Raw genomic sequence first — 23,745 nt, forward strand, 5'->3', positions numbered from 1 at the left:
CCGTCAGGGCTCGCAGATCGTACGGCCGACAGGACCTGACCGGCCCCGCTATCCCTGGTACGCGCCGCCGGCGGCCAGGCGCCTGCGTTCCCTCCACAGCCCGGAGAGGCCGGTCACCCTGTAGGTCTCGACGTGACGCCCGTTGTAGAACAGGTCCAGCCGGTAGGAGATCGCGCCGAGCAGCCGCAGCACCATGGCCACCGGGGCGAAGAGCAGGCGCAGAACGAGCTCCACCAGCCACAGGGCCAGCACGACGAGGAGAACGGCCACGCCCGGAAGCGCGATGATCGCGGAGATCGGATCATCACCGACCCCGCTGGGCATCATGTCGGCGGCCGCTCCGAGAGGCATTTTCGCGGGCCAGGCCAGCCGACGTTGCCGGAGCCGCCATTTGTCACCATTACCGTCCCGCCATCGCATCGCCGCGAAAACTATCAGAACCGGTTGTTCCGCAACGTTTTCCGGGAGTAGCCCCATGGCCCGCAGTTGGTCATCGGTCACCGCGCGCCCGTCCTCCTTTCGCGAGGGTCCCAGGTTCGTGGTGACGACGATGCCCGGGTGCACGGCATAGCCGCGGATTCCGTCTTCGGCCCACCGCCGGTCCAGCTCCACGGCGAACAGCACGTTGGCGGTCTTGGACTGGCCGTAGGCGAGCATGCCGTCGTAGCCGGTGGTGAAGTGCGGGTCGTCCCAGCGGATGTCGGAGAGCCGATGGCCCCCGGAGGTCACGTTGACGACCCGGGCGCCGTGGGCGGCGCGCAGTGCGGGCGGCGAAGGCGTCGATCGGCGCCGGGTCGAGCAGGTCCAGCCGGCCGATCTCGACGCGCTCGATCCCGGCCAGCGCGGGGGCGGCGCGGTCCGGGTCGCGCGAGCCCACGGTGACGGACGCGCCGGCCTTGCTGAGCGCGCGGGTGGTCTCCAGGCCGAGGCCCACGTGACCGCCGGTGACGACGACGTTCTTGCCGGACAGGTCGATGCCCTTGAGGACATCATCGGCCGTCGACGCGGCGGTGAATCCGGATCCGATCGGGTGCTGTTTCTGTGTCATGCCACCAGGCCGCCCCCGGCCTCCCGGACTCTGAATGGTTGTCAGTTCGCGTTTCTTGCGCGATAGTACGGACATGTCCGGTGATCAACTATCTGAGGTGTTCGACGTCGTCGAGGTCCGCGGTGTGCTGTCGGGCGGTTTCGCGGTACGCGGCCCCTGGGTGTCACAGACCCCCATCGCGGACCCGCTGAAGTTCATCGCGCTGGTGTGCGGCCGGGCCCGGCTGACCACCGACGCCGGCCACGGGCCGATCGAGCTGGAGCCGGGCGACGTCGCCATCATCAACAACCGATCATGGCTGAAGCTCGAGGGCGGCACCGGCGACGGGCCGCCCCGCGACGTCATACCCGAGGAGGGCTTTTCCTCCCCCGGCCTCATCGGCGCCGACTCCGACACGGACGACGTGGTCATCGGCGGTCGCGTCGACCTCAACGCGGCCGGTCAGGCGCTGCTGTTGCAGGCGCTGCCGCCGGTGGGGCACGTGCGGGCATCGGCCGCCGCGGCGACCAATCTGCGCGGCAGCCTCGACCGGCTGTTCGACGAGGTGACCGGAGACCGGATCGGGGCGGCGTTCGCGATCCGGCAGTACGGCCAGCTCCTGCTGCTCGAGGTGCTGCGCGCCTATGTCGGCCAGGCCGAACTCCCTCCGGGATGGCTACGGGTGCTGGCCGACGAACGGTTGCGCCCGGCGCTCAGCCTCATGCACGCCGAACCCGGGAGGCCGTGGGGCCTGGAGGAGCTGGCGCGCGCCGCGGCGATGTCGCGCACGTCGTTCGCCGAACGCTTCCGGACCATGGCCGACATCTCGCCGCTGGCCTACCTCAACCGCTGGCGGATGCTGCTCGCGCGGCGCGCTCTTCGCGACAGCGACGTCCGCGTCGGGTCGCTGGCTGCCGAGCTGGGCTACGGCTCCGAGAGCGCCTTCAGCACCGCGTTCAAACGGGAGGTGGGCGAGTCACCGCTGCGCTACCGGTACCGGGTGCGCAACGCGTCGTCGGCCCGCGGCGAGTCGGCATGAGCTCCACCACGAGTGCCCTCCTCATCGCGTTCCTGGGCATTGTGGGCACTCTCGCCTCGGCGCTGCTGACGCAGCACAGCGCCAACAACAGCAAGCGGCGAGAGCTCGAGCACGCGGACCGGCAGCGAAGAGAAGAACGCGAATACCAGGCCCGGCAGGAGGCCGTTGAGGCGCGCCGCGCGTGCTATGTGGCACTGAACACGGCGGCCCGGCTCTTTCTGACAGAGCTGGCGAATTACCTCTATGACCTGCAGGCGGGAAAGCCGACCGACGCGGTTCGCGAGAAGGTCGAGGAGGCTCGGCGTGAGCATCGAGCGCGGCACGCCGAGGCGCAAATGATCGTGCCCGACCCGGTCCTGACCGCCGCCCGCGAGGTCAACAGCAATCTCGGCGCTCTTTACGGAGTACTGAAGCGCATTGACAGTGGAAGTCCCGAAGAAGGAGAAACGGTCGAGGAGGCGGACGACATGCGCCTCAGGGCCTGGGAGCCGATCGCGACCATGAGAACCGTGATGCGGCGTGATCTGGGTATCGCCCCCTGACGGTTCGGCGCTCACGCGAAGACGCCCCCGACCAGGTGATAGACGTAGGCGACCGTCATGAAGGCGGCGGCGCCCAGGGTGAGCAGCGTGTACGCGACACGTCCGGCAGGCCGCCACCAGCGCCGCAGCCACGCGGTCGCGGCGAAGGCGACCAGACCGGCGGTGAGCACGAACGCCGTCGAGGAGGCGACCAGCGCGCCGGTCAGCACCGTCGAGCCCAGGAAGATCGCGTCTCCGGCGTTGTCGGAGTCGACGATGAACAGCCAGGCGATGCCGGCCGCGAACGCCAGCGCGAGCGCGCTGGTCAGCCAGGCGAGCCACCAGGCCGACCGGTGCGTGGCGCGGTGACCGCGCAGGCGGCGGACGAGCGCGATCACCGGGATCGCCGCGAACGCCACGAGGAAGGCGGTCAGGCCGGCGTACAGCATGATCTGGTGCAGGACCGGTGAGGCGATCCCCGTCCGGCGCTCGTACGCGGACGCCTCCTCAGTGTGGCCTCCGGCGAGATGCCCGTGGCCGTCGAAGGCGATGCGTTCCTGGCCGCCGCGTTCGGCGAACAGGCCGGGCCCGATCCGCACCCAGTCCTGCTCGGGCCGGTCGGGATCGGGCGACAGGCCGCTGGTGTGCAGGGTTCCGTCGCCGGTCGACGTCACGGTGACCGGCGAGAAGAGCGTGCCGAACCCCAGCATGTCGCCGCGGACCCGGCTCGGCACGTACGTGCCCGCGTACGCCGACGTGTCGCCGCCGGCCGGCGCGGGCCGCTCCCCCGGACGGGCGGGGAAGTAGCGGTCGACGATCCGGTCCACCAGCCGTTCGGCCAGGACGGTCGCCTCCCCCATCGAGCGGCCCTCGCCGTTGTAGACGACGTAGATCCCCACGCCGTCGTCCGGCAGCAACGCCATGACCTGGTGGAATCCGGACACGTCACCGCCCTTGTAGACCCGGCGGTGCCCGTTGCGCGGCCACTCCTCGAAGCCGTAGCCCATGCCGGGCAGCCGCGGATCCTGGGCGTACTGGCGGGCCTGCATCTGCCGGGCCACACCGCGGCCGAGACGCGGGTCGCCCTGCAACTGCGCGATCATGTAGCGGCCCATGTCCGCGGCCGTGGTGACCGGGCCGACCCCGGACGGCGTGGCGCCGTAGTAGCGCCGGTACGCGCTGAAGCCGTCGCCGTCGGGCCGGTAGCCCGCGGCGAGTGCGGCGTCGACCGCGGGCGGGTGCGGCAGCGCGAACGTCGTGCCGCGCATGCCCAGCGGCGCCAGGACGTTCCGCTCCACGTACCGGTCGAACGGCTCGCCCGAGACCGCCTCGACCAGGTATCCGGCCAGCGTGTAGCCGTAGTTGTCGTAGGCGACGAGCGTGCCCGGCGGCCGTACGCGGGCCGGCACGCGCCGGGCGATGCGCTCCAGGGACGGGACCTTCGCCGGATCGTCCCACGACCTGCCGAGGACGTCGTCCTCGAACCCCGCCGTGTGGGTGAGCAGGTCCCGCACCCGGACCGGGCGGCCCGGGTACGCATCCGGGATCCGGAACCGCCGCAGGTAGGTGTTGACGTCGGCGTTCAGGTCGAGCTTTCCGTCGGCGGCCAGGCGGAGGACGGCGTTCGCGGTGATGGTCTTGGCCATCGAGCCGGTGAAGAACTCCGTACGGTCGGCGCTCACCGGGACGTGCCGCTCGACGTCGGCGAGCCCGTACCCCTTGCCGAACACCGTCCGCCCGCCCGCGACCACGGTGACCGCCGCGCCGGGGATCCGCTCCCGTACGAGCTGCCCGGGGACGATCCCGTCGACGAGCGCGCCGACGCCGCGAAGGTCCGTACGCGAGGCCGCGGTCGCGGGCGTGGGCAGGCCGAGGACCATCATGATCGCGAGCAGCATCGCCGCCGGGCGGCTCACGGGGCGACTCCCGGACCGACGATGACCGGCGTCGCGGTGACCGGGACGACGACCTCGTCGCCCCGCGACCGTACGGGCACGTCCTCCCCCAGAGCGGTGACGCCTCCCGCCCGGCCGGTGGAGCGCCAGGGCACCGGGATGTGCGCGGTCTCCCCGTCACGGCTCCAGGCGACATAGGCCGGGCCACGCGTCTCGCGACGGATCTCGTACAGGTGGAGGCCGGGCCGGTCCGTCGCCAGCCGGCGGACCTCGCACGCGTCGGCCAGCTCCCGCGCCATCAGCGCGAACGTCTCGGCCGCGGGACGGCGGGCGCTGATCGTCCCGTTCTCGTAGTCCATGAGGGCGAAGGCGTCGAACATCAGCGACCGCACATTGAGACGCCCGCCCGTGTCCGGTGCCTCCGGCGCCAGCTGGAAGCACGCGACGCGCCTGACCCCGCCGGCCAGCAAGAGGACGGTGCGGATCACCAGCTCCTCCCGGAGGATCCGGTCGCGCCGCTCCGCGAGTTCGGCGGGGCAGCCGGCCATGAACATCCGCAGCGTCGGCGGCAGGTCGTCCATCCGCCGGTAGAGGTCGGCCACGGCGGGAGTCTCCCGGTCGAAGTCCAGACCGCCGTCGGGCAGGGTGGTCCGCCCGAGGAAGACGTTCCGGTGCTCGGCGAGCACCGCGCCGAGGTGCGGGAGGTTCTGCGGAAAGGCGGTGGGCATCGGGCCGTTGTGCTCCCCGACGACGATCGGCCGTACGGCGCCGTGGGCGGCCAGCAGAGAGCCGCACGCCTCGATCAGCGCGGGTATCGCGTACGGGTCGCCGTACGGGTGCACGTCGAACAGGTCGAACTGATCGCCGCCCCCGCGCACGATCCGCTCGAAGTAATCGGCCCGTCGTTCGTCACCGTCGGACTCCCGCGCGAACATCGCGGCGGGTACGGCGGCGCCGAGCACGACGAGGGCGTCCGGCGACGCCTTCCGTACGACCTGGGAGAAGACCGTGAGCTGGGCCAGGTACTCATCCGCTCCGCCGACCCACAGCAGCGGTACGCACGGTTCGTTCTCGCACTGCCAGAAGTGGACGGCGCCGCCGCAGTGCCGGACGAGCTCCCCCACGAAACGCCGGTACTCGGCGAGGTCGCGGGCCGGGGAGGACGGCAGGAATCGGGTCGCCCGGCGCGTCGCCCACGGCGAGCTCGAACACACCGTGACCCACGCCTCGTCGCCGGGGTCGAGCTGGCCGAGGAACGCGTCCACGACGTCCCAGGTGAACCGCCCGGGCTCCGGCTCGACCTGCGACCAGTACAGGTTCACGCGGACGAGCCGGGAGCCCAGGGACCGCATCGCCGGCATGAAGTGCTCGGCGGAGTCGAGCAGGCCGTACGAGATGCCGCGGCACAGCCCGATGCGGATCCCGGCGAGTGGCGGGGTTGGAGGTGAAGGCATGGATGGCCCTTTCAGGGTGTTCCGGGGGCCGGCGTCAGGGCAGGCGGTCGGCGAAGGGCCGATGGGGAGGTGTTCACCGGCCCGTGGTGCCCTCGGCGGCCCGCGCGGCGGCTTGGGCGGCGCTCTGCAGCCGGGCGCGGTACCAGAGCAGCACGGCCAGGCCGAGGCCGAGGATCGCCAGGCCGACCAGGCGGGACAGCGCCAGCGTCTCGGTCGTGGAGAGCACCAGCGCGAGCACCGTCAGCGCGGACGCGTGGACGACGAGCGTGCCGCCCATGATCGCGGTCAGCACCGTGGAGGCGTGGCGGCGTCGCCGTTCGGCCTCCGCGCTCACCGGTGAGCCGCGCCGGTTCGCCAGACGGGCCGCGAGGAGGAGAATCGGCCGGCGCATCGCGGCCGAGAGCAGGAACACCAGCCCGAGCGGCCCGGTGACGACCGCCTCCTGGAGCTTGAGCACGAACGGGTCGCCGCCGGACAGCAGTACGACGATCAGCGCGACGCCGTACGCGATCACCGCGATGGCCCCGATGGCGTCCACCCGCCGGCGCCACGCGAACGCGCCGACGGTGCAGACGACGGGAACGGCCATCGCGAGTGCCAGTGCGACGGCGTCGCCCGGCAGGTACGGGCGTGCGAGCAGGTAGACGAGGAATGGGACGACGCCGTTGAGCGCGACGCTCGGCAGGACGGCCCGGAGCCGGCCTCCTCCGGTGGGCGCCGCTTCGCCGGTGGAGGGGCCGGGCGCTCCGTGCTCGCTCATGGGCCTTCCTTTCGTCTGCGTCGTGACCGGGCGCACGGTGCTCACGCTCTGCTCGCTCATGACGCCTTCCTCCGCGTCGTGCTCCAGACGACTCCGGCCGCGACGAGCGCGACCGCGCCGGCCACGGCCGTGATCGGGCCGATGCCGCCGAGGTCAAGGACGCCGACGACGATCAGGACGACGCCGGCGAGTGCCAGTCGAATTGCCACGGCTCCCCCTAATGGGTACTCGAAGTTCCTTACAAGGTACTGTAAGTACCTCCAATGGGCAAGGGGCGTACCTTCGGCCGCGGAGATCCTCGGTTGATATGTCCCGCCTCCGGGCGGGAAGTAGGGTTGCGCGATGATCGAAGCAACGGGGTTTGACGCCGCCGTCGAGGTGGGGATCGCCGCGTTCTGCGCGGGTGCCGAGCCGCCGGGTGACGATGAGGTCTGGGAGCGGCTGACCGGAGCCGGCGTCGAGCCGTGGCTGGCCGAGCGGCTGCTGCTCTTCCTGCCGCTGGCGTACACGCGGCGGTTGCTTTCGGACGTCTCGTACCAAGACGCGCTGGCGACCCCCGGCGGGCGGGTGAGCCTCTCGGCCGAACCGGTGTTCGTGGCCGCGTCGGCCCGCGCGCGGCAGGCCGGCCGCGACGAGATCCAGCGGATCGCGATGCGCAGCAGCGAGTTCAACGCGATCAACAACGCGCTGCACGCCGGATCGCAGCTGTCGGACCTGGTGATGGGCGAGCCCGCGCTGGCCAGGGACCTCGCGCCGGCCGGGCAGGGCGACGGCGGCGTACCCTCGCCGCGGGCCGCGTTCGAGAGCTTCCTGCGCGGGCACGGCGTGCCGCTCGGCGGCGAGACGAGCGTGGACGCGAAGCTGTTCGTCCACCCCGCCCCGGCCGGCGTGGTGATGGCTCAGGTCGACTTCGCCTTGTCGCACCCCGCGCTGGCCCGGCCATGGCTGGTGGAGAGCTTCGCCGGGCACGGCACCACCTGGCGCGACGCGATCGGCGGGGCGGTGAACAAGTTCAGGCTCGGCGCGCTGCACCCGATCGTCGAGGGCCTCCTACGCCCCGGTGCCGCCCCCGACCAGGTCGAACGGGAGCGTTACGAGCACCCGGGCGGCGCGTTCGAACTGGTGCTGGGCGCCCAGATCAACCTGTTCACCGACCGGTCGGTGCCCTCCGCCGGGCCCCTGTTCGACCGGCTTCTGCAGGCGCTGCGCGCCGAGCCGCTCACCCGGGCGGTGCACGGGCTCCGCCTGTTCGTCGCGTACCACGAAGGCCGGCTCGAGACCAACGAGGTTCTCCTGGACGGCGAGCAGTGGCCCCGCGGCGAGGCGGTGGTCGCGGACGGCGGTGCGCCGTTGCCCGACGGGAGAGTCGCGGTGCGCGTCTTCGGCCTGCTCGTACCCGTCGGGAGCGCGTAGCCGCCCACCGCGCTCGGCCGGCGGCGCCGGGTGGACGTCGGCAGGCCGCAGGGCCACCGGAACGTCCAGGGACCTCCGCCGATCGCACCGCGCCTCGCGACATGATCGTCGTTTTGTCCAGGGGAGCCGTTCCTTCAGACATGTCCGCCCGGCGAGACGCTCCTTATGCTCTGGATCACATCGGCCGGATCACGCATCGACGAGACGGGAAGACACCGGTCCGGCCGGGCCTCCGCGGCGATCAACGTTCTGGAAGCCTCAGACTCCCGAGAGGAGCAAAGGTGATCCGCCCGACCCGCCACACCTCCCTCATCACCTCGCTCATCGCCATCGGCGCTGCGCTGGTGGCCACACTGGCACTCGCGAACCCCGCCTCCGCCCGCCCGCTCGGCCAGACGCCCCGAGCGGCCACCGCCGCCCCGGTGGCCGCCACGCCCCCGATGGGCTGGAACGACTGGTACACGTTCTTCTGCGACGTCAACGAGCAGCTCGTCGAGCAGACCGCCGACGCGATGGTCAGCTCGGGGATGCGCGACGCCGGCTACCGCTACGTCAACCTCGACGACTGCTGGGCCGCCTCCACCCGCGACGCGAACGGGCATCTGCGGGCCGACCCCACGAAGTTCCCGCACGGAATGAAGGCCGTGGCCGACTACGTCCACGCCCGTGGCCTGAAGCTCGGCATCTATGAGGACGTCGGCACGAAGACCTGCGCCGGCTACCCCGGGAGCTACGGTCACGTCCAGGACGACGCCGACACCTTCGCGTCCTGGGGCGTCGACTTCGTCAAGGTCGACTGGTGCAACGTGCCGTTCGGCGACTTCCCGGGCCTGTCGCAACAGCAGGTCGCGGTGAAGCTGTACACCGCCTACAGCCAGGCGCTGAAGGCGACCGGCCGGCCGATGTTCTTCAGCATCTGCGAGTGGGACCCCAAGCTGCGGCCGTGGACCTGGGCGCCGGCCATCAGCAACATGTGGCGCACCAACAACGACTACGGCTCGCAGTGGAGCCAGACCCTCGCCAACCTCGACCAGGAGGCGCCGCTGGCCCAGTACGCCGGGCCCGGGCACTGGAACGACCCGGACATCCTCATGGTCGGCAAGATGGCGAACGACACCGAGAGCCGGGCGCACTTCAGCGCCTGGGCGATGCTCGCCGCCCCGCTGCTCGCCGGGAACGACCTGCGGAACATGTCCGCGGCCACCAAGGCGACCCTCACCAACCGCGAGGTGATCGCCGTCGACCAGGACCCGCGGGGCGCCCAGGCGACGCGCCTGTCGCACACCGACGCCGCCGACGTCTGGATCCGCACCCTCGCGAACGGCGACCGCGCCGTCATGCTCCTCAACCGGGGCGACACCACGACGCGGATCTCCACCACCGCCCAGGCCGCCGGTCTGCCCTCCGCCGGCGCCTACGCCGTCCGTGACCTGTGGGCGCACCGGACCGCCGAGTCGGCCGGCGTGATCGCCGCCTCCGTACCCGCCCACAGCGCCGCGCTGTACCGCGTCTCGCCGCTGAAGGACGGGGCCGGCGACTACCCGCCGGCCACCGAGGTCGACGTCGACCCGCAGGTGCCGCCGGCCTATCCCGGCTCCGACCTGCACGTCGCCAAGGCCGGACAGACGATCACCACGGTGGCGGGCTTCGGCGACGACGGACGGACGGCGGTCACGGACGCGACGCTGAACCTGACGGGTCCGTCCGGCTGGAAGATCGACGGCAGGCCCGTCAGCGCGCCCGCCGTGTCCACGGGCAAGCGCCTGTCCGGCACCTGGCAGGTGACGGTGCCCGCGGACGCCGGCCCCGGGTCGTACACCCTGACCGGGACGGCGACCTACCGGTGGGGCGACGGCGCGCACGCGGCGACGGCGCGGACCGAGAGCACCGTACGGGTTCTCGTGGGGCCCACCGGGTCGCCCTACCTGAGCGACCTGTCCTGGCTGTCCGCGACGAACGGGTACGGGCCGGTGCTCGTCGACAAGAGTTACTTCGGCGGGCCGCTGACCATCCACGGGACGACGTACCAGCACGGTCTGTGGACCAACGCGGTCGCCTCGATCGAGTACTACCTCGGCGGGCGGTGCTCGCGGCTCACCGCGGACCTCGGCCTGGACGACTCGGTCCAGGGGCAGGGCTCCGTGACGTACCGCATCAGCGCCGACGGCCGGTCGATCTACGACAGCGGCGTCGTGACCAACGGCACGCCGACCGCGCACGTCGACGTGCCGCTGACCGGCGCACAGGTGGTGCGGATCGACGTCGGTGACGCCGGTGACGGCGTCACCTACGACAACGCCGACATCGCCCAGCCGCGGCTGACCTGCGCGGATTCGTAGTAGTTCGGCCTCCGCGGCCCTGGCGAACACCGCCGGGGCCGCGGTCGGCGTTTCGGCCTACTCCTGCCGGTGGGTGGTGGCGAAGCGCCTCCGGTAGTGGGTCGGCGTGGTGCCCAGGTGGCGCGCGAAGGCGCGGCGGAGGGTCTCGTCGGTGCCGAGCCCGCTGTGCACCGCCGCCGAGGTGACGCTGTGGCCTTCGAGGAGCAGCTGCTGGGCGCGGTCGAGGCGGACCCGCTCGACCCAGCGCGCGGGTGTGGTGCCCAGTTCGGCGCGGAACAGCCGGGCGAGGTGCCGGGTGCTGACGGCGGCGGCCGCGGCCATGGCGGGCAGGCTGTGATCGGCGGCCGGATCGGCGAGCACGGACGCGATCAGCGAACGCAGCAGGTCACCGCGGGCAGGCGGGGTCGCGATGGCCGTGGAGAACTGTGACTGCCCACCCGGGCGCTGCATGAACACGACGAGTTCTCGTGCGATGTCCCTCGCCACGTCGGCCCCGTGGTCGTCCTCCACCAGGGCGAGCGCCAGATCGATGCCCGCGCTGATGCCCGCGGAGGTGACGTACCGCCCTTCGCAGATGTGCATGGCGTCCGGCTCGACGCGCACGCGCGGGTAACGGCGGGCGAACATGGCCGCGTGGCGCCAGTGCGTCGTCGCGCGGCGGCCGTCGAGCAGGCCCAGCTCCGCCAGGACGAACGCCCCGGTGCACACCGAGGCGACCCGTGGCGCCCGCGCGGTGAGGGCGCGGACCGCGGCCAGCAGCCCGTCCTCGATCGGCTGCCGGGCCAGCCGGTCGCCTCCGGCGATCATGACCGTGTCGACGGGGCCCGCGTCGGTCTCGGGGACCGTGCCGGTCAGCGCCAGCCCGGCGGAGGTGGTGACCGTGCCGCCATGCGGGGAGACCAGCACCAGCTCATAGCCGGGAGAGAGCCGGCCCGCCTGGTGGAGCACCTCCGACGGACCGCTGACATCGAGCATGGTCACGCCCTCGAAGACCACGATGCCAACCCGATGTGTCATGTCCGAATCCGTGGTTTTCCTGGCAGTAATGACATGGCCCAGTTTACGTCACCGGGGAACCCTGGAAGCAGATGACCGATCGAGGAGAGACGATGAACGACCTGATCGCGGGCGTGGAGATCCCGGACACCGCCCTGGCACGAGAGGCGACCGAACTGGTCCGCGAGGCCGCCCCGCCGCTGCTGTTCCACCACTCCCGGCGGGTCTTCCTCTGGGGATCGCTGCGCGGCCGGGAGCAGCGGCTCGACTTCGACCCCGAGCTGCTGTACGTCGGGGCGATGTTCCACGACCTGGGGCTCACGAGGCGCTTCCGCCGTACCGACCAGCGCTTCGAGATCGACGGCGCCGACGAGGCCCGCCGATTCCTGGGAGCCCATGGCGTCACCGGAGAGGCCGCCGACCGCGTCTGGACGAGCATCGCCCTGCACACCACCCCGGAGATCCCGCTGCACATGGCGCCCGAGGTCGCCCTGGTCACCCGCGGCGTCGAGCTGGACGTCCTGGGCATCGGCTACCACGCGGTCACCGACGAGCAGCGCGCGGCGGTCGTCGCGGCGCACCCGCGCCCGGACTTCAAGAACCGGATCCTCGCCGCGTTCACCGAGGGCATCAAGGACCGCCCCGACACGACCTTCGGGAACGTCAAGGCCGACGTGCTGGCCCACTGCGTCCCCGGCTTCCGGCGCCGGGACTTCGTCGAGGTGATCGAGAACTCCGACTGGCCCGAATGATCTCGTACGCCGCACCGAACACCGCGCGCCTGCGGGCCCTGCTGGTCGACGACAACGACCACTTTCTCCGGGCCGCCGGTGACCACCTCGAACGCGACGGAATCGACGTCGTCGGCGTCGCCACGACGTCCGCCGAAGCCCTCCGCCGGACCAGAGACGCCGGCCCGGACGTCGCGCTCGTCGATGTCATGCTCGGCACCGAGTTCGGCTTCGACCTCGTCGACGCCCTGACGCAGGCGGTGGCGAAACCGCCACGGGTGATCATGATGTCCACCTACGCGGCGACCGATCTCGCCGAGATGGTCGCCGCCAGCCCGGCGATCGGCTTCCTGCCCAAGGCCCGCCTGTCCGCCCTCACCATCCGGGCCCTGGTGGCCCAGGCCGCGTGAACGGCGGCACGAGCTCGACCGAGTCCCCTCCGCCGAACACGGCTCGACCGAGCGCGAACTGGTCGACGTGGCACGAGGACGGCTCACGCAAGCGGATCCGCGCGTGGCTCACGGCGACGTCAGGCGAGCGGCAGGGTGACTTCGGCCGGCCGGGGGCGAGTCAGTGCCGCCCTGGCCTTGAGATGGAGCAGGGCCGTACGGGTGAGCATCATGACCACCGCCATGAAGATCAGGGCGTCGGTGAGCGCGTCCTTGGAAACGGAATGGGCGGCCATCCATTCGCCCAGTTGCCGGCCGAAAACGTGCGCACTGCCGTAGGAGAAGGCGAGGCGTGCGCCGACCACGGCGATCCACGTCAGCGCATAGCCGATCCCGGCACGGGACTTCGCGCAGCGGCGGCCGTTGACCATGCCTTCATGGACGGGCATGAAGGCACTGGCGAGCAGTCCCGGCAACAGCCCGGCGGCGATGCCGGCGATTTCCAGCATCAGGCCGTATCCGCTGGTGGCGAGGTCGCCTATGAAGATCGGCACGATGGCCGCGGCGGTGATGACCGGGCGGAGCACGCGAAGCCTGGTGACCTTCCGCGTGCCGAGATCGGACTCGAGCACGACGAAGAGTACGGCCAGATTAAGAATCCATACACCGATGTCCATGACTGTGGCCTTTCGGTTTCGCGATTTCCTTTTGCTGCGGCCACAATTTAGGAATTGGAGTACGTGCCCCACATCGGTCGGTCGACCGAGATGGGGTGGAGGTCGGGTGGGGTCGGGTCTCTCCACCCGGTCTCTTGACGGTCGGGAAGAACTCCGGTGCGGGTCAGCCTGAGCGTCCGTCTTTCCGCCCGCTCCCGGCGAGGGTGAGGGCCAACCGTACGGCCTCGGCGCGAGAGTGCAGGTCGGCCTTGGTGAACAGGTTGTTGATGTGGGTCTTCACGGTGGCTTCGGTGATGTACAGGCGCCGGGCGATCTCGTTGTTGCGCAGGCCCTGGCCGATGAGGTCGAGGATCTCCCGTTCGCGTGCGGTCAGCGGCACGGCCGTGTCCGGCTCGGGCGCGGGGGTGCGGGTGGCCAGGGTGAGGAGCCGCGACTGCACGTGGGGGTCGAGGACCGCTTGCCCGGCGTGTGCGCCGCGTACGGCCTGGACGATCTTCGTGCGGTCCGCGTCCTTGGTGAGGTAGCCGCGGGCGCCGGCGCGCAGCGCGGCGAGGATCGACTCGTCGTCCTCGAACGTGGTCAGCACCACGACCGGCAGGCCGGGCCGGGCGGCCTGGATCCGGCGGGTGGCCTCGACCCCGCCCATGACCGGCATGTGCAGGTCCATGAGGACGACCTGCGGGTCGTGCTCTTCGACCGCGGTGACCGCCTGCTCGCCGTTGGCGGCGGTGCCGACGACGGCGATGTCCGGGTCGAGGTCGAGCATGACCGCGAGCGCGTCCCGGACCGCGGCCTGGTCGTCGACGACCAGCAACCGGATCGAGGTCATCTCGGCAACTCCAATCGCACTGTCCAGCCTGAGGCCGGTGGTTCGGCGGGGCCGGCGTACAGCGTGCCCCCGAGCAGGCCGGCACGCTCACGCATCCCGATCAGGCCCATCCCGCTGCCCGCGCGGTCCGGGCGGGCGCCGGGCCCGGCCGTTCCGGTGTCGGTGACGGTGAGCCGGATCAACTCGTCGGTGTAGTCGAGCAGGAGGTTCACCTCGGCGCCGGGCGCGTGCCGATGCGCGTTGGTGATCGCCTCCTGTGCGGCGCGGATGACGGCCTGGGCGACCTCGACGCGAACCTCGCCGGGCTCACCCCGGATCTCGAATCCGGCCGTGCCCCCGTGGGCGATGCGGGCGATGGTCTCCGGAAGCGGCAGCGTGTCCTCGCGCAGTGCGTGGATCGCGCGGCGGGTCTCCCCGATCCCCGACACCGCCAGGGCTCGTGCTCGCCGTACGGCCGCGTTGGCGTCCTGGTCGCGGCCCCCGGCATGCAGGGCGTCGGCCATGTCCAGCTGCAGGGCGATGCCGGACAACGCGTGACCGAGTACGTCGTGGATCTCCCGGGCGATGCGCCCCCGCTCCTCCAGCGCGGCCTCCCGGGCCTCGGACGCGGCCGCGCGCCGGCTCTGCCGGGCGGCGAGGTCGGAGGCGGCCAGCGCGTCGGCCCGTTCCCGGCGCGCGAGGCCGATGTAGAGGGGCAGGCCCACGATGAGCGGAACCCACCAGGGCGACTCGTTCGGCAGGTGCAGCAGGGCGGTGGCGCCCCAGGTCACGACGGCCGTGACGACGGTCCCGGCGCCGACGATGGTGCACGCGGCCCGCCGCGAGGCCAGTTTCTCTCCGGCGGTGACGGAGGCGAGGAACACCAGTGCCATGGCCGCCGTGTCCTTCGCGAGCGGGAAGAACAGCGCGGCGGCGGCCATGAACACCGCCACCAGCGTTGTCCGCATCCGACCCGGCAGGCGGCGCCAGGGCACGACCGATGACGCGATCCCCGCGGCGATGGCGACCGCCGCCAGGCCCCACGCGAGCCAGGCCAGCCGGGCCGGCGGGTGCTCGGCGTACTGGACCAGGGTGAGCAGCGAGACGGCCCCGATGACGGACGGGCGGATCAGTTCGTCGGCGAACCGCGCCGGGGTTCCCGCCGACGCGTCGTCGACGGGAACCCCAGCCGGGCGCGTGTCGTCAGGTTCGGCGTTCATCGCCCGACATTGTCCGCCCATGCCGGTCATGGTCATCGGTCACCGCCGTCGAGGCAGCGCGGTGATGACGGCGAGGACCGCTCACCGGTCCCACCTCCTCCGCCGGGTACGTCGTCTGGACGCCGTAACGCTAGGGGGCCGGCGGCCCGCCGTCGTGGGTCGGCCGCCGTATCCCGGGTGGACATCCGGCTCCACCCGGTGCCCGCCGGCCGCGGGGATCAGACGAAGCGGTACGGCGTGAGGTAGCGCGGGACCACGACCTTGGTGCGCGGGCTGACCTTCCGCACCGTCGCGACGAAGGCGTCGAGGTGCGGCTTGACGTCCGGATCGGGCTTCGGCGGGTTCGTCAGCGCGGTCTCGAAGTTGTCCCAGTGGACCGGGACGACGACCGACGGCCTGCCGAGGGCGGTGATGATCCGTTCAGCGTACGCGTGGGTCGAGTCGCTGGCCTGCATGGCGATCATCGCGATGTCCGGGGACAGGCCGGTCACGTTGCGTTCGACGAAGTCGCTGCCGCCCATGAAGAACACCGAGGGGCCGTCCTTGACCGTCACCTGGTAGGCGAGGGTGTCGCCTTCGGGCAGATCGGCCACGGTCCGCGGCTTGTCCGGCCGGGTGAGCCGTACGCCCGGCAGCGCGACCGAGTACGCGGCGTTACGGCTGTGCAGGGAGGCGATGACCTCGACGGTGTAGGCACCGAAGTCGAGCACCTCGCCGCCCTTGACCAGCCCGACCCGGTCGGACGGCACCTCGGAGGCCAGCGCCAGGTTGTAGGTCGTCATCGTGCCGATGACCCGCGCCCCGGTCTTCCGTGCGATGTACGGCACGTCGTTGAAGTGGTCCCAGTGCGAGTGGGTCACCAGGACCGTCTCCGGCTTGCCGACGTGCCGGTCGACGGTTCCGGTGTCCACCGTCAGCTCGGTCGTCGGATCGAACGACCCGGTGTACATGCCGGTGTCGTACCGGCTGAGGTACGGGTCGACGAGCAGGGTCCGCGACCCGACGTCGATCCTCCACCCCGCCGTCCCGAACCAGCGGAACGTCGCGGCCGTGCTCCTGCTGTTCGCGCTGGGCACCGCCGCCCGCTTCTCATCGGTCGCCGACGCCGCGTACGCTCCCGCGCCCGCCACCGACACGACGGTGGCGCCGACGGTCGCGCCTCGCAGGAATCGCCGCCGGTCGACTCGCTGTCCGGACACGTTAGATCTCCCCCTTGTGATGGGCGCATGCTGATCAGGCCGCATTCGACCACCGGGCCGGCGCCCGCGTCCAAGATCAGCGAGGCGGACCGCTCATAGGAGAACGGATATGAGAGCACGTCGGCACGGGGGCGGATCGCCGATCGTGCCCGTCATTTCGCCGCTGTCGCGGATCTCGGCGCGCGCAGCGCCTCGACCGCGGTGTGGGCGGCCTCCCCCATCGCCAGGTCGACGTCGATGCGGCGCGGGGCGAGCCGCTCGGTCCGCGCGAAGATCGCGATGGCGTACCGGCGGCCGTCGGGATACTCGGCGACCCCCGCCTCATTGTGCAGGCCGGGCAGAGTGCCGCTCTTCGCGGCGACGCGCACCGCCGGCGGGAAACCGCTGGGGATGCGGGTCCAGAAGACCTGGTGCGTCATCAGCTCCCGTGCCATGGCGCACGCCGCTCGCGGACCGGCCTCGTCGCGCCAGATGAGGCGCAGCAGCCGGGTGATGTCCCGCGGCGTGCTCGAGGTGGTGCGCTCCGGGTCCAGCACGCGCAGCGCCCGTACGCGCTCCTCCGGAAGGGTCGGAAAGATCGCCGCGAACTCCGCCTCGGACCGCGCGCCGACGTCGTCGAACACCGACGCCAGGATCTCCCGCGGCCCGCCGACCACCCGGGTGCGCGTCAGGCCGAGCTCGTCGGCCAGCAGTTGGAGGGTGTCCGGGCCGATCCGGCGCATGAGCAGGTCGGCGGCCGTGTTGTCGCTGATCGACATCGCGAAGTAAGCGAGGTCGCGGAGCGACGCCTCGACGTCGTCGGCGCACCCTGCCATGCCCCAGCCGCCGAGCCGGTCCTCGGCGCGTACGACAAGCCGCTCGGTGGGATCGATCTGGCCGGCCGCGACCTGCCGGGCGAACTCCAGCACGAGAAGGATCTTGAACACCGACGCGATGACGACCTGCTCGTCCGGCTCGACGCCGACCTCCCGGCCGTCATCGACGTCGACCACATGGAGCCCGGCGGTGACGCCCACCGAGGTGAACGTCCGGGCGATGAGATCCTCCGTACGCACCCGCTCACGGTATCGCCGTACAGCGCGTGGCCCGCCTCACCGTGGCGGCACCGGTGGTCGTCGCCGTACGGCCGCGGCACCGGTCGCCGTATCGGCCGGACGGCTCTCATACGCGATCCCGTATCGTGGCGGCGTGGATCTGTCGCGGCACCTGCGGTACTTCATCATCACGGCCGAGGAGCTCCACTTCGGCCGGGCCGCGGAGATCATCGGCATCGCCCAGCCGCCGCTCAGCCAGTCGATCCAGCGGCTCGAGCGGGAGCTCGGCGTCACGCTGTTCGACCGCTCCCGGCGCCAGGCGGAGCTGACGACCGCCGGTCGCCTCCTCCTCGACGAGGCGCGCGACCTGCTGGCCCGCGAGCAACGGCTGCGCACCCTGATGCGGAAGGCCGCCGACGGCGCGCTCGGCACGCTGCGCGCCGGCGTCCCACCGGAGACGCCGGCGGTGTCGCTGCAGGCGTTGTCCCGCCGGCTCGGCGAAGAGGTCCCCGAGCTCGAGGTCGACCTGCAGGAGCTGACGACCGCCGAGCAGCTGCGCCTGCTCGCCTCGGGCCACCTCGACGTCGGTCTGGTGCACCACCCGGTGGAGGCGGCCGACCTGCGGTTCGGCCCGGCCGTCGACGTGCCGCTGGGAGTCGTCCTGCCCCGCACGTCACCGCTGGCGCGGCTACGCGAGGTCGAGTTCGGCGACCTCGCCGGCCACGGCCTCATCCTCGCCCCGCGGGCGACGGCACCCGGCTGGCACGACCACGTACTGGAGGTCTGCCGGAAGCACGGCTTCGCCCCGTCGGTGCTGCGGCACGCGCGCAACCCGGAGTTCCTGCTCGGCCTGGTGCTCGGCGGTCACGGCGTGGCGTTCGAACAGGAGTCGATGGCCCGCCGCGAGCCGCGCGTGGCCTGGCGCCCGCTCGCGGACCGCCCTCTGCTGCGGAGCGTGTCGGCCGCCTGGCCCGCCGACACGGCACACCCGGCGGCAGCGAGGTTCGCGTCGATCGCGGCGGACGTCCTCGCCGCCGACCACGCGCCCCCTCCGCCCGCCGCTCCGGTCATGTCACGACCGTGGTCGGTGGTCTACACCGCCAGCCGGTGACCGCTCACACACCGCTGAAGAGAATCTCGCCATGCGGACGTGCGGGCCGCCCGGCTGCCGGGCGGCCCGCACGATCTCACGGGGAACGGGTCAGAACTTGCCCGCTTCGACGTCGGCAAGCGTCACCCGGGAGGTGTGGTAGTAGGTCGTGCTGGGACGCACGTCCGAGCCGCTGCTGGACAGGGCGACGGGACGGCCGGTGCCGGCGTTGATGACCAGCTTTTCCGCGAACTTCCCGGCAACGGGCCAGCCGTCCGCCAGCGTGAGCGTGGGCTGTCCGGCCGTGGTGGTCTTCGTGACCTTGACCTTCGGCATCGTCGCCATGATGCGGAGCACGCCGGCCCGTACCTGGGGATTCTCCGGCGCCGCGATCAGCGCGTCGATGGCGTTCGCCCAGATGTGGTTGTCGGTGATCTCCTTCTGCTGCTCAGGGGTCCGCGGCTTCGGAGGCACGTACTTCTTGCCGCGCGCCTTGGCGAGGGCCTTGAGCTTTTCCTCCCTGGCCCGCTCCGGGTCCGGGTGCGTGCCCGGGGCGATGTTCGCAACGGCCATCCGGGCACGCGCGGTGTCGACATCGCCCTTCACGGCGGAGAGCGCCGCCGCTATGTCGCGCTTGAAAACGTCGTCGCCCCCGCTCTTCGCGACGATGGCCCGCCGCAGGGCGCTTTTGTCGTTGCCCCAGTAGTAGGTGCCGTCGTCGGTGAACAGGCCGATACCGTTGCCGCCCAGCGCGTCACTGGTCGGCGACTGGTTGCGGATCTCCAGCGTCGCGTCGCCCGGCGCCTTGGCCCGCAGGGGCGAGATGTCCGCGGCCAGCTTGGCCAGGATGGGGTTCGCCGCCGCCTTCGCGGGAGGCTTACCGGGTGTCGACGCGGACGTGGCGACCAGCACCGCCGCCGCGGCGGCCGCGGCGGCCAGGGCAGCGGCGCTCAGGCCCACCGTACGGCGCATGCCCCACCGGGACCGGCGGCGAGGCGGGGTCTTCGTTTCCGGCACTCCTTCTACGGCCATCGCCGCCCGCAGCACGGCCCTGGCCTCCTCGAAGGCGTGCGGCCGCACCGGCTCGGCGGCCTTCAGTCCATTCAGCAAGTCCATCTCGTCCACCATCAGTTGGCCTCCTTCACCGTGTTCTGATCGGCCAGCAGCGCGGCCATCCCCGGCGCGTTCCGCAGCGCCATGCGCGCCTCATGCAGGTAGCGGCGTGCCGTTCCCGGCGGTATGCCGATCGCGCGCCCCGCCTCGGCGACGGTCAGGTCCTCCCAGGCGACCAGGGTCAAGATCTCCCGCTGCTGCGGCCGGAGCAGCGCCAGCGCCTGCCGCAGCACCGACTCCGCGTTGACGCGGTCGTCCACAGCGGCCCACGGGTCCCACCCGGAGGCCATACCGGTCACGTCGGCCACCGGCTCCTCGTTCGGGCGCGACCGCCAGTGCCGCCGGAGCGTGTTGTGCGCCACCCCGAACAACCAGGGGCCGGCGTCGGAGAACGAGCGATCGTAGGACGCCCGGGATCCGAGCGCCGCCACCCACACCTCGCCGAGCAGGTCCTCGGCCGGTCCCCGGCCGACCCGCCGCGCGAGGTAGGCCCCCACCCTTGCCTCATGACGCCGGACCACCTCGACGAATGCGTCCTCGTCACCGTCGAGCGAACGGGCGATCAACTCCCCATCATCCGGATCAGCTGTCATGATCCTCCTCGTTTCTGGATCGCCTTACATCCAGCTATTGCCGACTGATGGGCAAAGCGTTCAGCGCTGGTCAGGAGCCCCGTCCACGGCCGGCCAAGCGTCCGATACGGCCTCGGCCCGCGCGGCAAGGAGAATACGGATCGGGTACAACGACGACGGTCATCCATCGCGGCACCGGTTGGAGGCGTGAATCGATGGGCGCTATCGGAATTGTGCGGGCGCCATTCCCGCGTTACTGGTTGTCGGCGTTCCTGGCCGACTTCGGGGATGGCGTTCGTTTCGCGGCGTTCCCGCTCCTGACTCTCCAGGTGACGGATTCCCCTTCAGCGGTCGCCGCGGTGACCGCTCTGCAGGGGCTGCCGTGGATACTGATCGGCCTCGGCGTCGGTGCCGTCGTCGACCGATGGGACCTTCGTAGAACGATGGTCGGGGTCGATGCGTTCCGGACGATACTGATCGCCGCGCTGGCCGTCGCGGCGGCCTTCGACGCCGTGGATCTGCCGCTGATCTACCTGACCGCCTTCGTCACCGGCATCGGGTCGATGGTGCGGGACACGGCGGCCACGACCGCCCTGCCCCGGCTGATCGACCGCGACGAACTCGAACGCGCCAACGGCCGCCTGGTCGCCGGCGGGATCGTCGGCAGCGAACTCGCCGGTCCGGCGATCGGGGGCTGGCTCTTCGGCATCGCCGCGACGCTGCCGTTCGCCCTGAACGCGAGCAGCCTCGGAATCGCGGTCCTGCTCCTGCTCAGCCTGCCCGGGGTCTTCCGCCCGCTGCCGCGGCGACCAGGGTCGGCGACCGGCCTCCGGGCGGCAGGCGGAGACATCCGCCAGGGACTGGCATGGCTCCGGCGCGACCGTTCCGTCCGGAATCTCGTGATCGCCGTCGGCGTCGTCGCCGCGGCCGACGGGGCCTACCTGGCGGTTCTCGTCCTCTACGTGACGCAGGTCCTGCATCGCGGTTCGACGGCTTATGGTCTGCTGCTGGCGTTCGGCGCGGTAGGAGGCATCGTCGCCGGGGCGAGCTGCGCCCTGCTGACCCGCTGGATCGGTGCCCCGCGGCTGCTGACCGCGACCGTGGTCGTGATGGCCGGCACCCAACTGGCGCTCGGGCTGACCAGCGACCTGGCCGTGAGCGCCGTCGCCCTCCTCTGCAGCAGCGGAGCCTTCGCCGTCTTCAACGCCACGTCCAGAAGCATGCGCCAACGCCACACCCCGCCCCACCTGCTCGGCCGCGTCAACAGCACCTACCTCACGGTCGGACGCGGCGCGGGAGCCCTGGGCGCGCTCGCCGGCGGCTCACTGGCCGCCGCGATCGGCGTCCAAGCGCCGATACTCGCCGGAGTCCCCCTGCTCGTGGCCGCGGCCCTCATCCTCCGGCCCGGCCGTCGCGCCGACGACTCGCTCACCGTCACGACGTGACGTCCACCAGGACCTTGCCGACCGTGCCGCGCTCCACCGCCCGGTGCGCGTCGGCGGTGCGGTCGAGCGGAAAGCGGACCAGCGGCAGGCCGTGCTCCTCGCCGACCGACAGGGCGCCGTCGCGGACCGCGGCGGCGACGTCCTCCGCGGCAGCGGCGCGCACCGCGGAACCGGCCGTGTAGAGCACCAGGAACTGCAGGCGGGTGTTCAGCACCATGTTCCGCAGCACGTCCAGTTCGACCGGCCTGCCACCGTCGTTGGCGTAGGTCGCGATCGTGCCGCGCGTGCGCAGCACGGCCAGGTCGAGTGCGAGGTTCGCACCGAGCGCCACCTCGGCGACGATGTCCACGCCGTCCGGGGCGATCTCACGGATCTCGGCGGCCGGGTCGCCCTCCCGATAGTTGATCACATGGTGGGCTCCGGCGGCGGTGGTCAGCCGGGCCTTCTCCGGGCCGCTGATCGTGCTGATCACGGTGGCGCCGGCCCATCGGGCGAGCTGGACCACCGCGTGCCCGACCGCACCGGCCCCGCCCGCGGCGAGCACCACCCGACCGTCGAGCGCGCCGGGCCGCAGACGGCGCGGCCCGTCCTCGGCGACGGTGAGTGCACGGTGCGCGGTGAGCGCGGGGACGCCGAGTGAGGCGCCGACGTCGAAACCGGCCTCGTCGGGCAGGGACACGGCCTGCCCGGCGGGTACGACGGTGAACTCGGCGGCGGTGCCGGTGGGCCGCCCGGCGGCCGCCATGAACAGCCAGACCCGCTGACCGACCCGGCTCCGGTCGACCCCCTCACCGACGGCGTCGATCACCCCGGCGCCGTCCAGGTGCGGAGTGACCTCCGGAAACCCCTTGGGACCGGTGGCGCCGGAGCGGGCCTGCCAGTCCGCCGGGTTGACCCCGGACACGACGACCCGGACACGGACCTCGCCGGGACCGGGCACGGGCAGGTCACGGTCGACGAGCCGAAGAACGTCCGGGTCGCCGTTGTCGCGGTAGATGATCGCCTTCATGATCCGTCCGTTGGTGCTGATGGCTGTGGCACAGCATCCGTTTTCGTGTCCGTCTCCACGCTGTCGCGTCCCCGCCTAGCCGAGCAGGACATCGTTGGAGCGGGACTCGACGGCGTCGAGCGTGGCGAGCGTCGCGGCGTCGAGGGTGATCTCGCCGACCGCCAGGTTGGCCTCCAGGTGGGCGGCGTCGGCGGTGCCGGGGATGAGCAGCACGTTCGGGGCGTGGTGCAGCAACCAGGCGAGGCCGACCTGCGAGGGTGTGACGCCCAGCGACTCGGCCACGGTGTGGACGGCCGGCTCCTCGGTGACCTTGGGCAGGCCCGGGAAGGCCCCGCCGAGCGGGAAGAACGGCACCCATGCGATGCCCTCGGCCGCGCACAGCCGCAGCATGTCCTCGTCGTCGCGGGAAGCCAGGCTGTAGGCGTTCTGAACGCAGACGATGCCGGCCGGCAGGGCGCGGCGCAGGCCGTCGAGGGTGACGCCGCTCAGACCGATCGCGCCGATCTTCCCCTCGTCGCGCAAGGCGGTCATGACCGCGAGCTGGTCGTCGAGGTCGACCACCTGGTAGCCCTCGGGACGCAGCCCGGGACCGGAGTCGAGGCGCCGGAGGTTGACCACGGGGAGCCGGTCGGTGCCGAGGCTGCGCAGATTGTCCTCGACGCTGGCCCGGAGCTGCTCGGGCCGCTGCGCCGTCCGTAGCGGCAGGCGCCCGCCGGGATCGGGGTCGGCACCGACCTTGGTGACGACCAGTACGCCGTCTTCGGGCCGCAGGGCTTCGCGGATCACGGCGTTGGCGAATCCGAAGCCATAGAACTCGGCGGTGTCCACGTGATTCACGCCCAGCTCGACCGCGCGGCGCAGCAGGGCGACGGCCTCGGTGCGGCGGTCGTGCAGCCGGGGAAGCTGGGCCGCGCCATAGCCGATCCGGGACACGGAGCGGCCGGCGAACGAAGCAGTGGAGGTGCTGATGGGAGTGCTCCTTGATCGGTGATGACGACACGGGCACGGTACGGC

At 71.8% G+C, this 23,745-nt stretch carries 23 protein-coding genes and 1 pseudogene; 8 read left to right on the plus strand and 16 right to left on the minus strand.

Translation table 11 applies throughout. The annotated features are described in order from the left end of the window. Positions 1-48: 48 nt before the first annotated feature. On the minus strand, positions 49-729 hold the full coding sequence (locus tag OG417_RS47760) for a hypothetical protein (RefSeq protein WP_329263178.1): 681 nt from the start codon (positions 727-729) through the stop codon (positions 49-51). Positions 730-820: 91 nt separating this feature from the next. Then, a pseudogene (locus OG417_RS47765) lies at positions 821-1,123 on the minus strand (hypothetical protein); the annotation flags it as partial. On the opposite strand from OG417_RS47765, the gene OG417_RS47770 reads away from it, so the two are divergent. Continuing rightward, positions 1,122-2,066, plus strand: coding sequence for an AraC family transcriptional regulator (locus OG417_RS47770; RefSeq protein ID WP_329244427.1), 945 nt, complete (start codon positions 1,122-1,124; stop codon positions 2,064-2,066). The pseudogene OG417_RS47765 and the gene OG417_RS47770 sit on opposite strands and share 2 nt — an antisense overlap. Further along, the gene (locus OG417_RS47775; protein WP_329244429.1) at positions 2,063-2,608 is read left to right on the plus strand and encodes a hypothetical protein; all 546 of its coding nucleotides are present in this window, start codon (positions 2,063-2,065) and stop codon (positions 2,606-2,608) included. Before OG417_RS47770 ends, OG417_RS47775 begins: the two co-directional genes overlap by 4 nt. An 11-nt stretch (positions 2,609-2,619) precedes the next feature. On the opposite strand, the gene OG417_RS47780 is transcribed toward OG417_RS47775, so the two are convergent. The 4 genes from OG417_RS47780 to OG417_RS47795 all read right to left on the minus strand — a co-directional run bounded on the left by OG417_RS47780 (position 2,620) and on the right by OG417_RS47795 (position 6,905). Beyond that, positions 2,620-4,503, minus strand: coding sequence for a serine hydrolase domain-containing protein (locus tag OG417_RS47780; protein WP_329244433.1), 1,884 nt, complete (start codon positions 4,501-4,503; stop codon positions 2,620-2,622). Further along, entirely contained in the window at positions 4,500-5,936 is a 1,437-nt protein-coding gene (locus tag OG417_RS47785; RefSeq protein ID WP_329244436.1) for a hypothetical protein, read from the minus strand. Before OG417_RS47785 ends, OG417_RS47780 begins: the two co-directional genes overlap by 4 nt. 73 nt (positions 5,937-6,009) lie before the next feature. Next, positions 6,010-6,696, minus strand: coding sequence for a VC0807 family protein (locus tag OG417_RS47790; RefSeq protein WP_329244438.1), 687 nt, complete (start codon positions 6,694-6,696; stop codon positions 6,010-6,012). A gap of 56 nt (positions 6,697-6,752) precedes the next feature. Continuing rightward, positions 6,753-6,905: a hypothetical protein gene (locus tag OG417_RS47795; RefSeq protein ID WP_329244441.1), complete on the minus strand. Its 153-nt coding sequence runs from the start codon at positions 6,903-6,905 to the stop codon at positions 6,753-6,755. A gap of 133 nt (positions 6,906-7,038) precedes the next feature. On the opposite strand from OG417_RS47795, the gene OG417_RS47800 reads away from it, so the two are divergent. Both OG417_RS47800 and OG417_RS47805 read left to right on the plus strand, forming a co-directional pair. Continuing rightward, complete coding sequence (locus OG417_RS47800) at positions 7,039-8,109, plus strand: DUF6348 family protein (RefSeq protein ID WP_329244444.1); 1,071 nt, start codon at positions 7,039-7,041, stop codon at positions 8,107-8,109. Between the two features lie 281 nt (positions 8,110-8,390). Continuing rightward, positions 8,391-10,448, plus strand: coding sequence for an NPCBM/NEW2 domain-containing protein (locus OG417_RS47805; RefSeq protein WP_329244447.1), 2,058 nt, complete (start codon positions 8,391-8,393; stop codon positions 10,446-10,448). A 57-nt stretch (positions 10,449-10,505) separates the two neighbouring features. Here OG417_RS47805 and OG417_RS47810 read toward each other — a convergent pair whose 3' ends face one another. Beyond that, a complete protein-coding gene (locus OG417_RS47810) occupies positions 10,506-11,465 on the minus strand; it encodes a GlxA family transcriptional regulator (RefSeq protein ID WP_329244451.1) in 960 nt (319 codons plus the stop codon). A 92-nt stretch (positions 11,466-11,557) separates the two neighbouring features. Here OG417_RS47810 and OG417_RS47815 point away from each other — a divergent pair, with 92 nt between their 5' ends. Continuing rightward, positions 11,558-12,196, plus strand: a complete 639-nt coding sequence (locus OG417_RS47815; RefSeq protein ID WP_329244453.1) for an HD domain-containing protein — start codon at positions 11,558-11,560, stop codon at positions 12,194-12,196. Beyond that, complete coding sequence (locus OG417_RS47820; protein WP_329244456.1) at positions 12,193-12,585, plus strand: response regulator; 393 nt, start codon at positions 12,193-12,195, stop codon at positions 12,583-12,585. Before OG417_RS47815 ends, OG417_RS47820 begins: the two co-directional genes overlap by 4 nt. Before the next feature lie 119 nt (positions 12,586-12,704). On the opposite strand, the gene OG417_RS47825 is transcribed toward OG417_RS47820, so the two are convergent. The 5 genes from OG417_RS47825 to OG417_RS47845 form a co-directional block, all read right to left on the minus strand. Next, positions 12,705-13,241 (minus strand): hypothetical protein, encoded by a 537-nt coding sequence (locus OG417_RS47825; RefSeq protein ID WP_329244459.1) that lies wholly within the window; start codon positions 13,239-13,241, stop codon positions 12,705-12,707. Between the two features lie 163 nt (positions 13,242-13,404). Beyond that, positions 13,405-14,070 (minus strand): response regulator transcription factor, encoded by a 666-nt coding sequence (locus OG417_RS47830; protein ID WP_329244462.1) that lies wholly within the window; start codon positions 14,068-14,070, stop codon positions 13,405-13,407. Then, positions 14,067-15,269 carry a sensor histidine kinase gene (locus OG417_RS47835; RefSeq protein WP_329244464.1) on the minus strand — a complete coding sequence of 401 codons (1,203 nt, stop codon included), beginning with the start codon at positions 15,267-15,269 and terminating at the stop codon, positions 14,067-14,069. The genes OG417_RS47830 and OG417_RS47835 overlap by 4 nt, the downstream gene beginning before the upstream one ends. A 218-nt stretch (positions 15,270-15,487) precedes the next feature. Next, positions 15,488-16,468, minus strand: coding sequence for an MBL fold metallo-hydrolase (locus OG417_RS47840; protein WP_329244466.1), 981 nt, complete (start codon positions 16,466-16,468; stop codon positions 15,488-15,490). 152 nt (positions 16,469-16,620) lie between these two features. After that, on the minus strand, positions 16,621-17,523 hold the full coding sequence (locus tag OG417_RS47845; RefSeq protein ID WP_329244469.1) for a serine hydrolase: 903 nt from the start codon (positions 17,521-17,523) through the stop codon (positions 16,621-16,623). Between the two features lie 133 nt (positions 17,524-17,656). Here OG417_RS47845 and OG417_RS47850 point away from each other — a divergent pair, with 133 nt between their 5' ends. Continuing rightward, entirely contained in the window at positions 17,657-18,613 is a 957-nt protein-coding gene (locus OG417_RS47850) for a LysR family transcriptional regulator (RefSeq protein WP_329244472.1), read from the plus strand. Between the two features lie 90 nt (positions 18,614-18,703). On the opposite strand, the gene OG417_RS47855 is transcribed toward OG417_RS47850, so the two are convergent. Next, positions 18,704-19,708 carry a hypothetical protein gene (locus OG417_RS47855; RefSeq protein ID WP_329244475.1) on the minus strand — a complete coding sequence of 335 codons (1,005 nt, stop codon included), beginning with the start codon at positions 19,706-19,708 and terminating at the stop codon, positions 18,704-18,706. Positions 19,709-19,719: 11 nt separating this feature from the next. Then, positions 19,720-20,298, minus strand: coding sequence for an RNA polymerase sigma factor (locus OG417_RS47860; RefSeq protein WP_329244478.1), 579 nt, complete (start codon positions 20,296-20,298; stop codon positions 19,720-19,722). A gap of 194 nt (positions 20,299-20,492) precedes the next feature. Between OG417_RS47860 and OG417_RS47865 the strand changes: the two genes are divergently transcribed. After that, the gene (locus tag OG417_RS47865; RefSeq protein WP_329244481.1) at positions 20,493-21,722 is read left to right on the plus strand and encodes an MFS transporter; all 1,230 of its coding nucleotides are present in this window, start codon (positions 20,493-20,495) and stop codon (positions 21,720-21,722) included. Here the strand turns inward: OG417_RS47865 and OG417_RS47870 are convergent. Both OG417_RS47870 and OG417_RS47875 read right to left on the minus strand, forming a co-directional pair. Beyond that, positions 21,712-22,731 carry an NADPH:quinone reductase gene (locus OG417_RS47870; RefSeq protein WP_329244484.1) on the minus strand — a complete coding sequence of 340 codons (1,020 nt, stop codon included), beginning with the start codon at positions 22,729-22,731 and terminating at the stop codon, positions 21,712-21,714. The two genes, OG417_RS47865 and OG417_RS47870, sit on opposite strands and share 11 nt — an antisense overlap. Positions 22,732-22,806: 75 nt before the next feature. Continuing rightward, complete coding sequence (locus OG417_RS47875) at positions 22,807-23,664, minus strand: aldo/keto reductase (protein WP_329244487.1); 858 nt, start codon at positions 23,662-23,664, stop codon at positions 22,807-22,809. Positions 23,665-23,745 lie beyond the last annotated feature (81 nt).

Source organism: Actinoallomurus sp. NBC_01490 (assembly GCF_036227085.1).
GTDB classification, from domain to species: domain Bacteria; phylum Actinomycetota; class Actinomycetes; order Streptosporangiales; family Streptosporangiaceae; genus Actinoallomurus; species Actinoallomurus oryzae.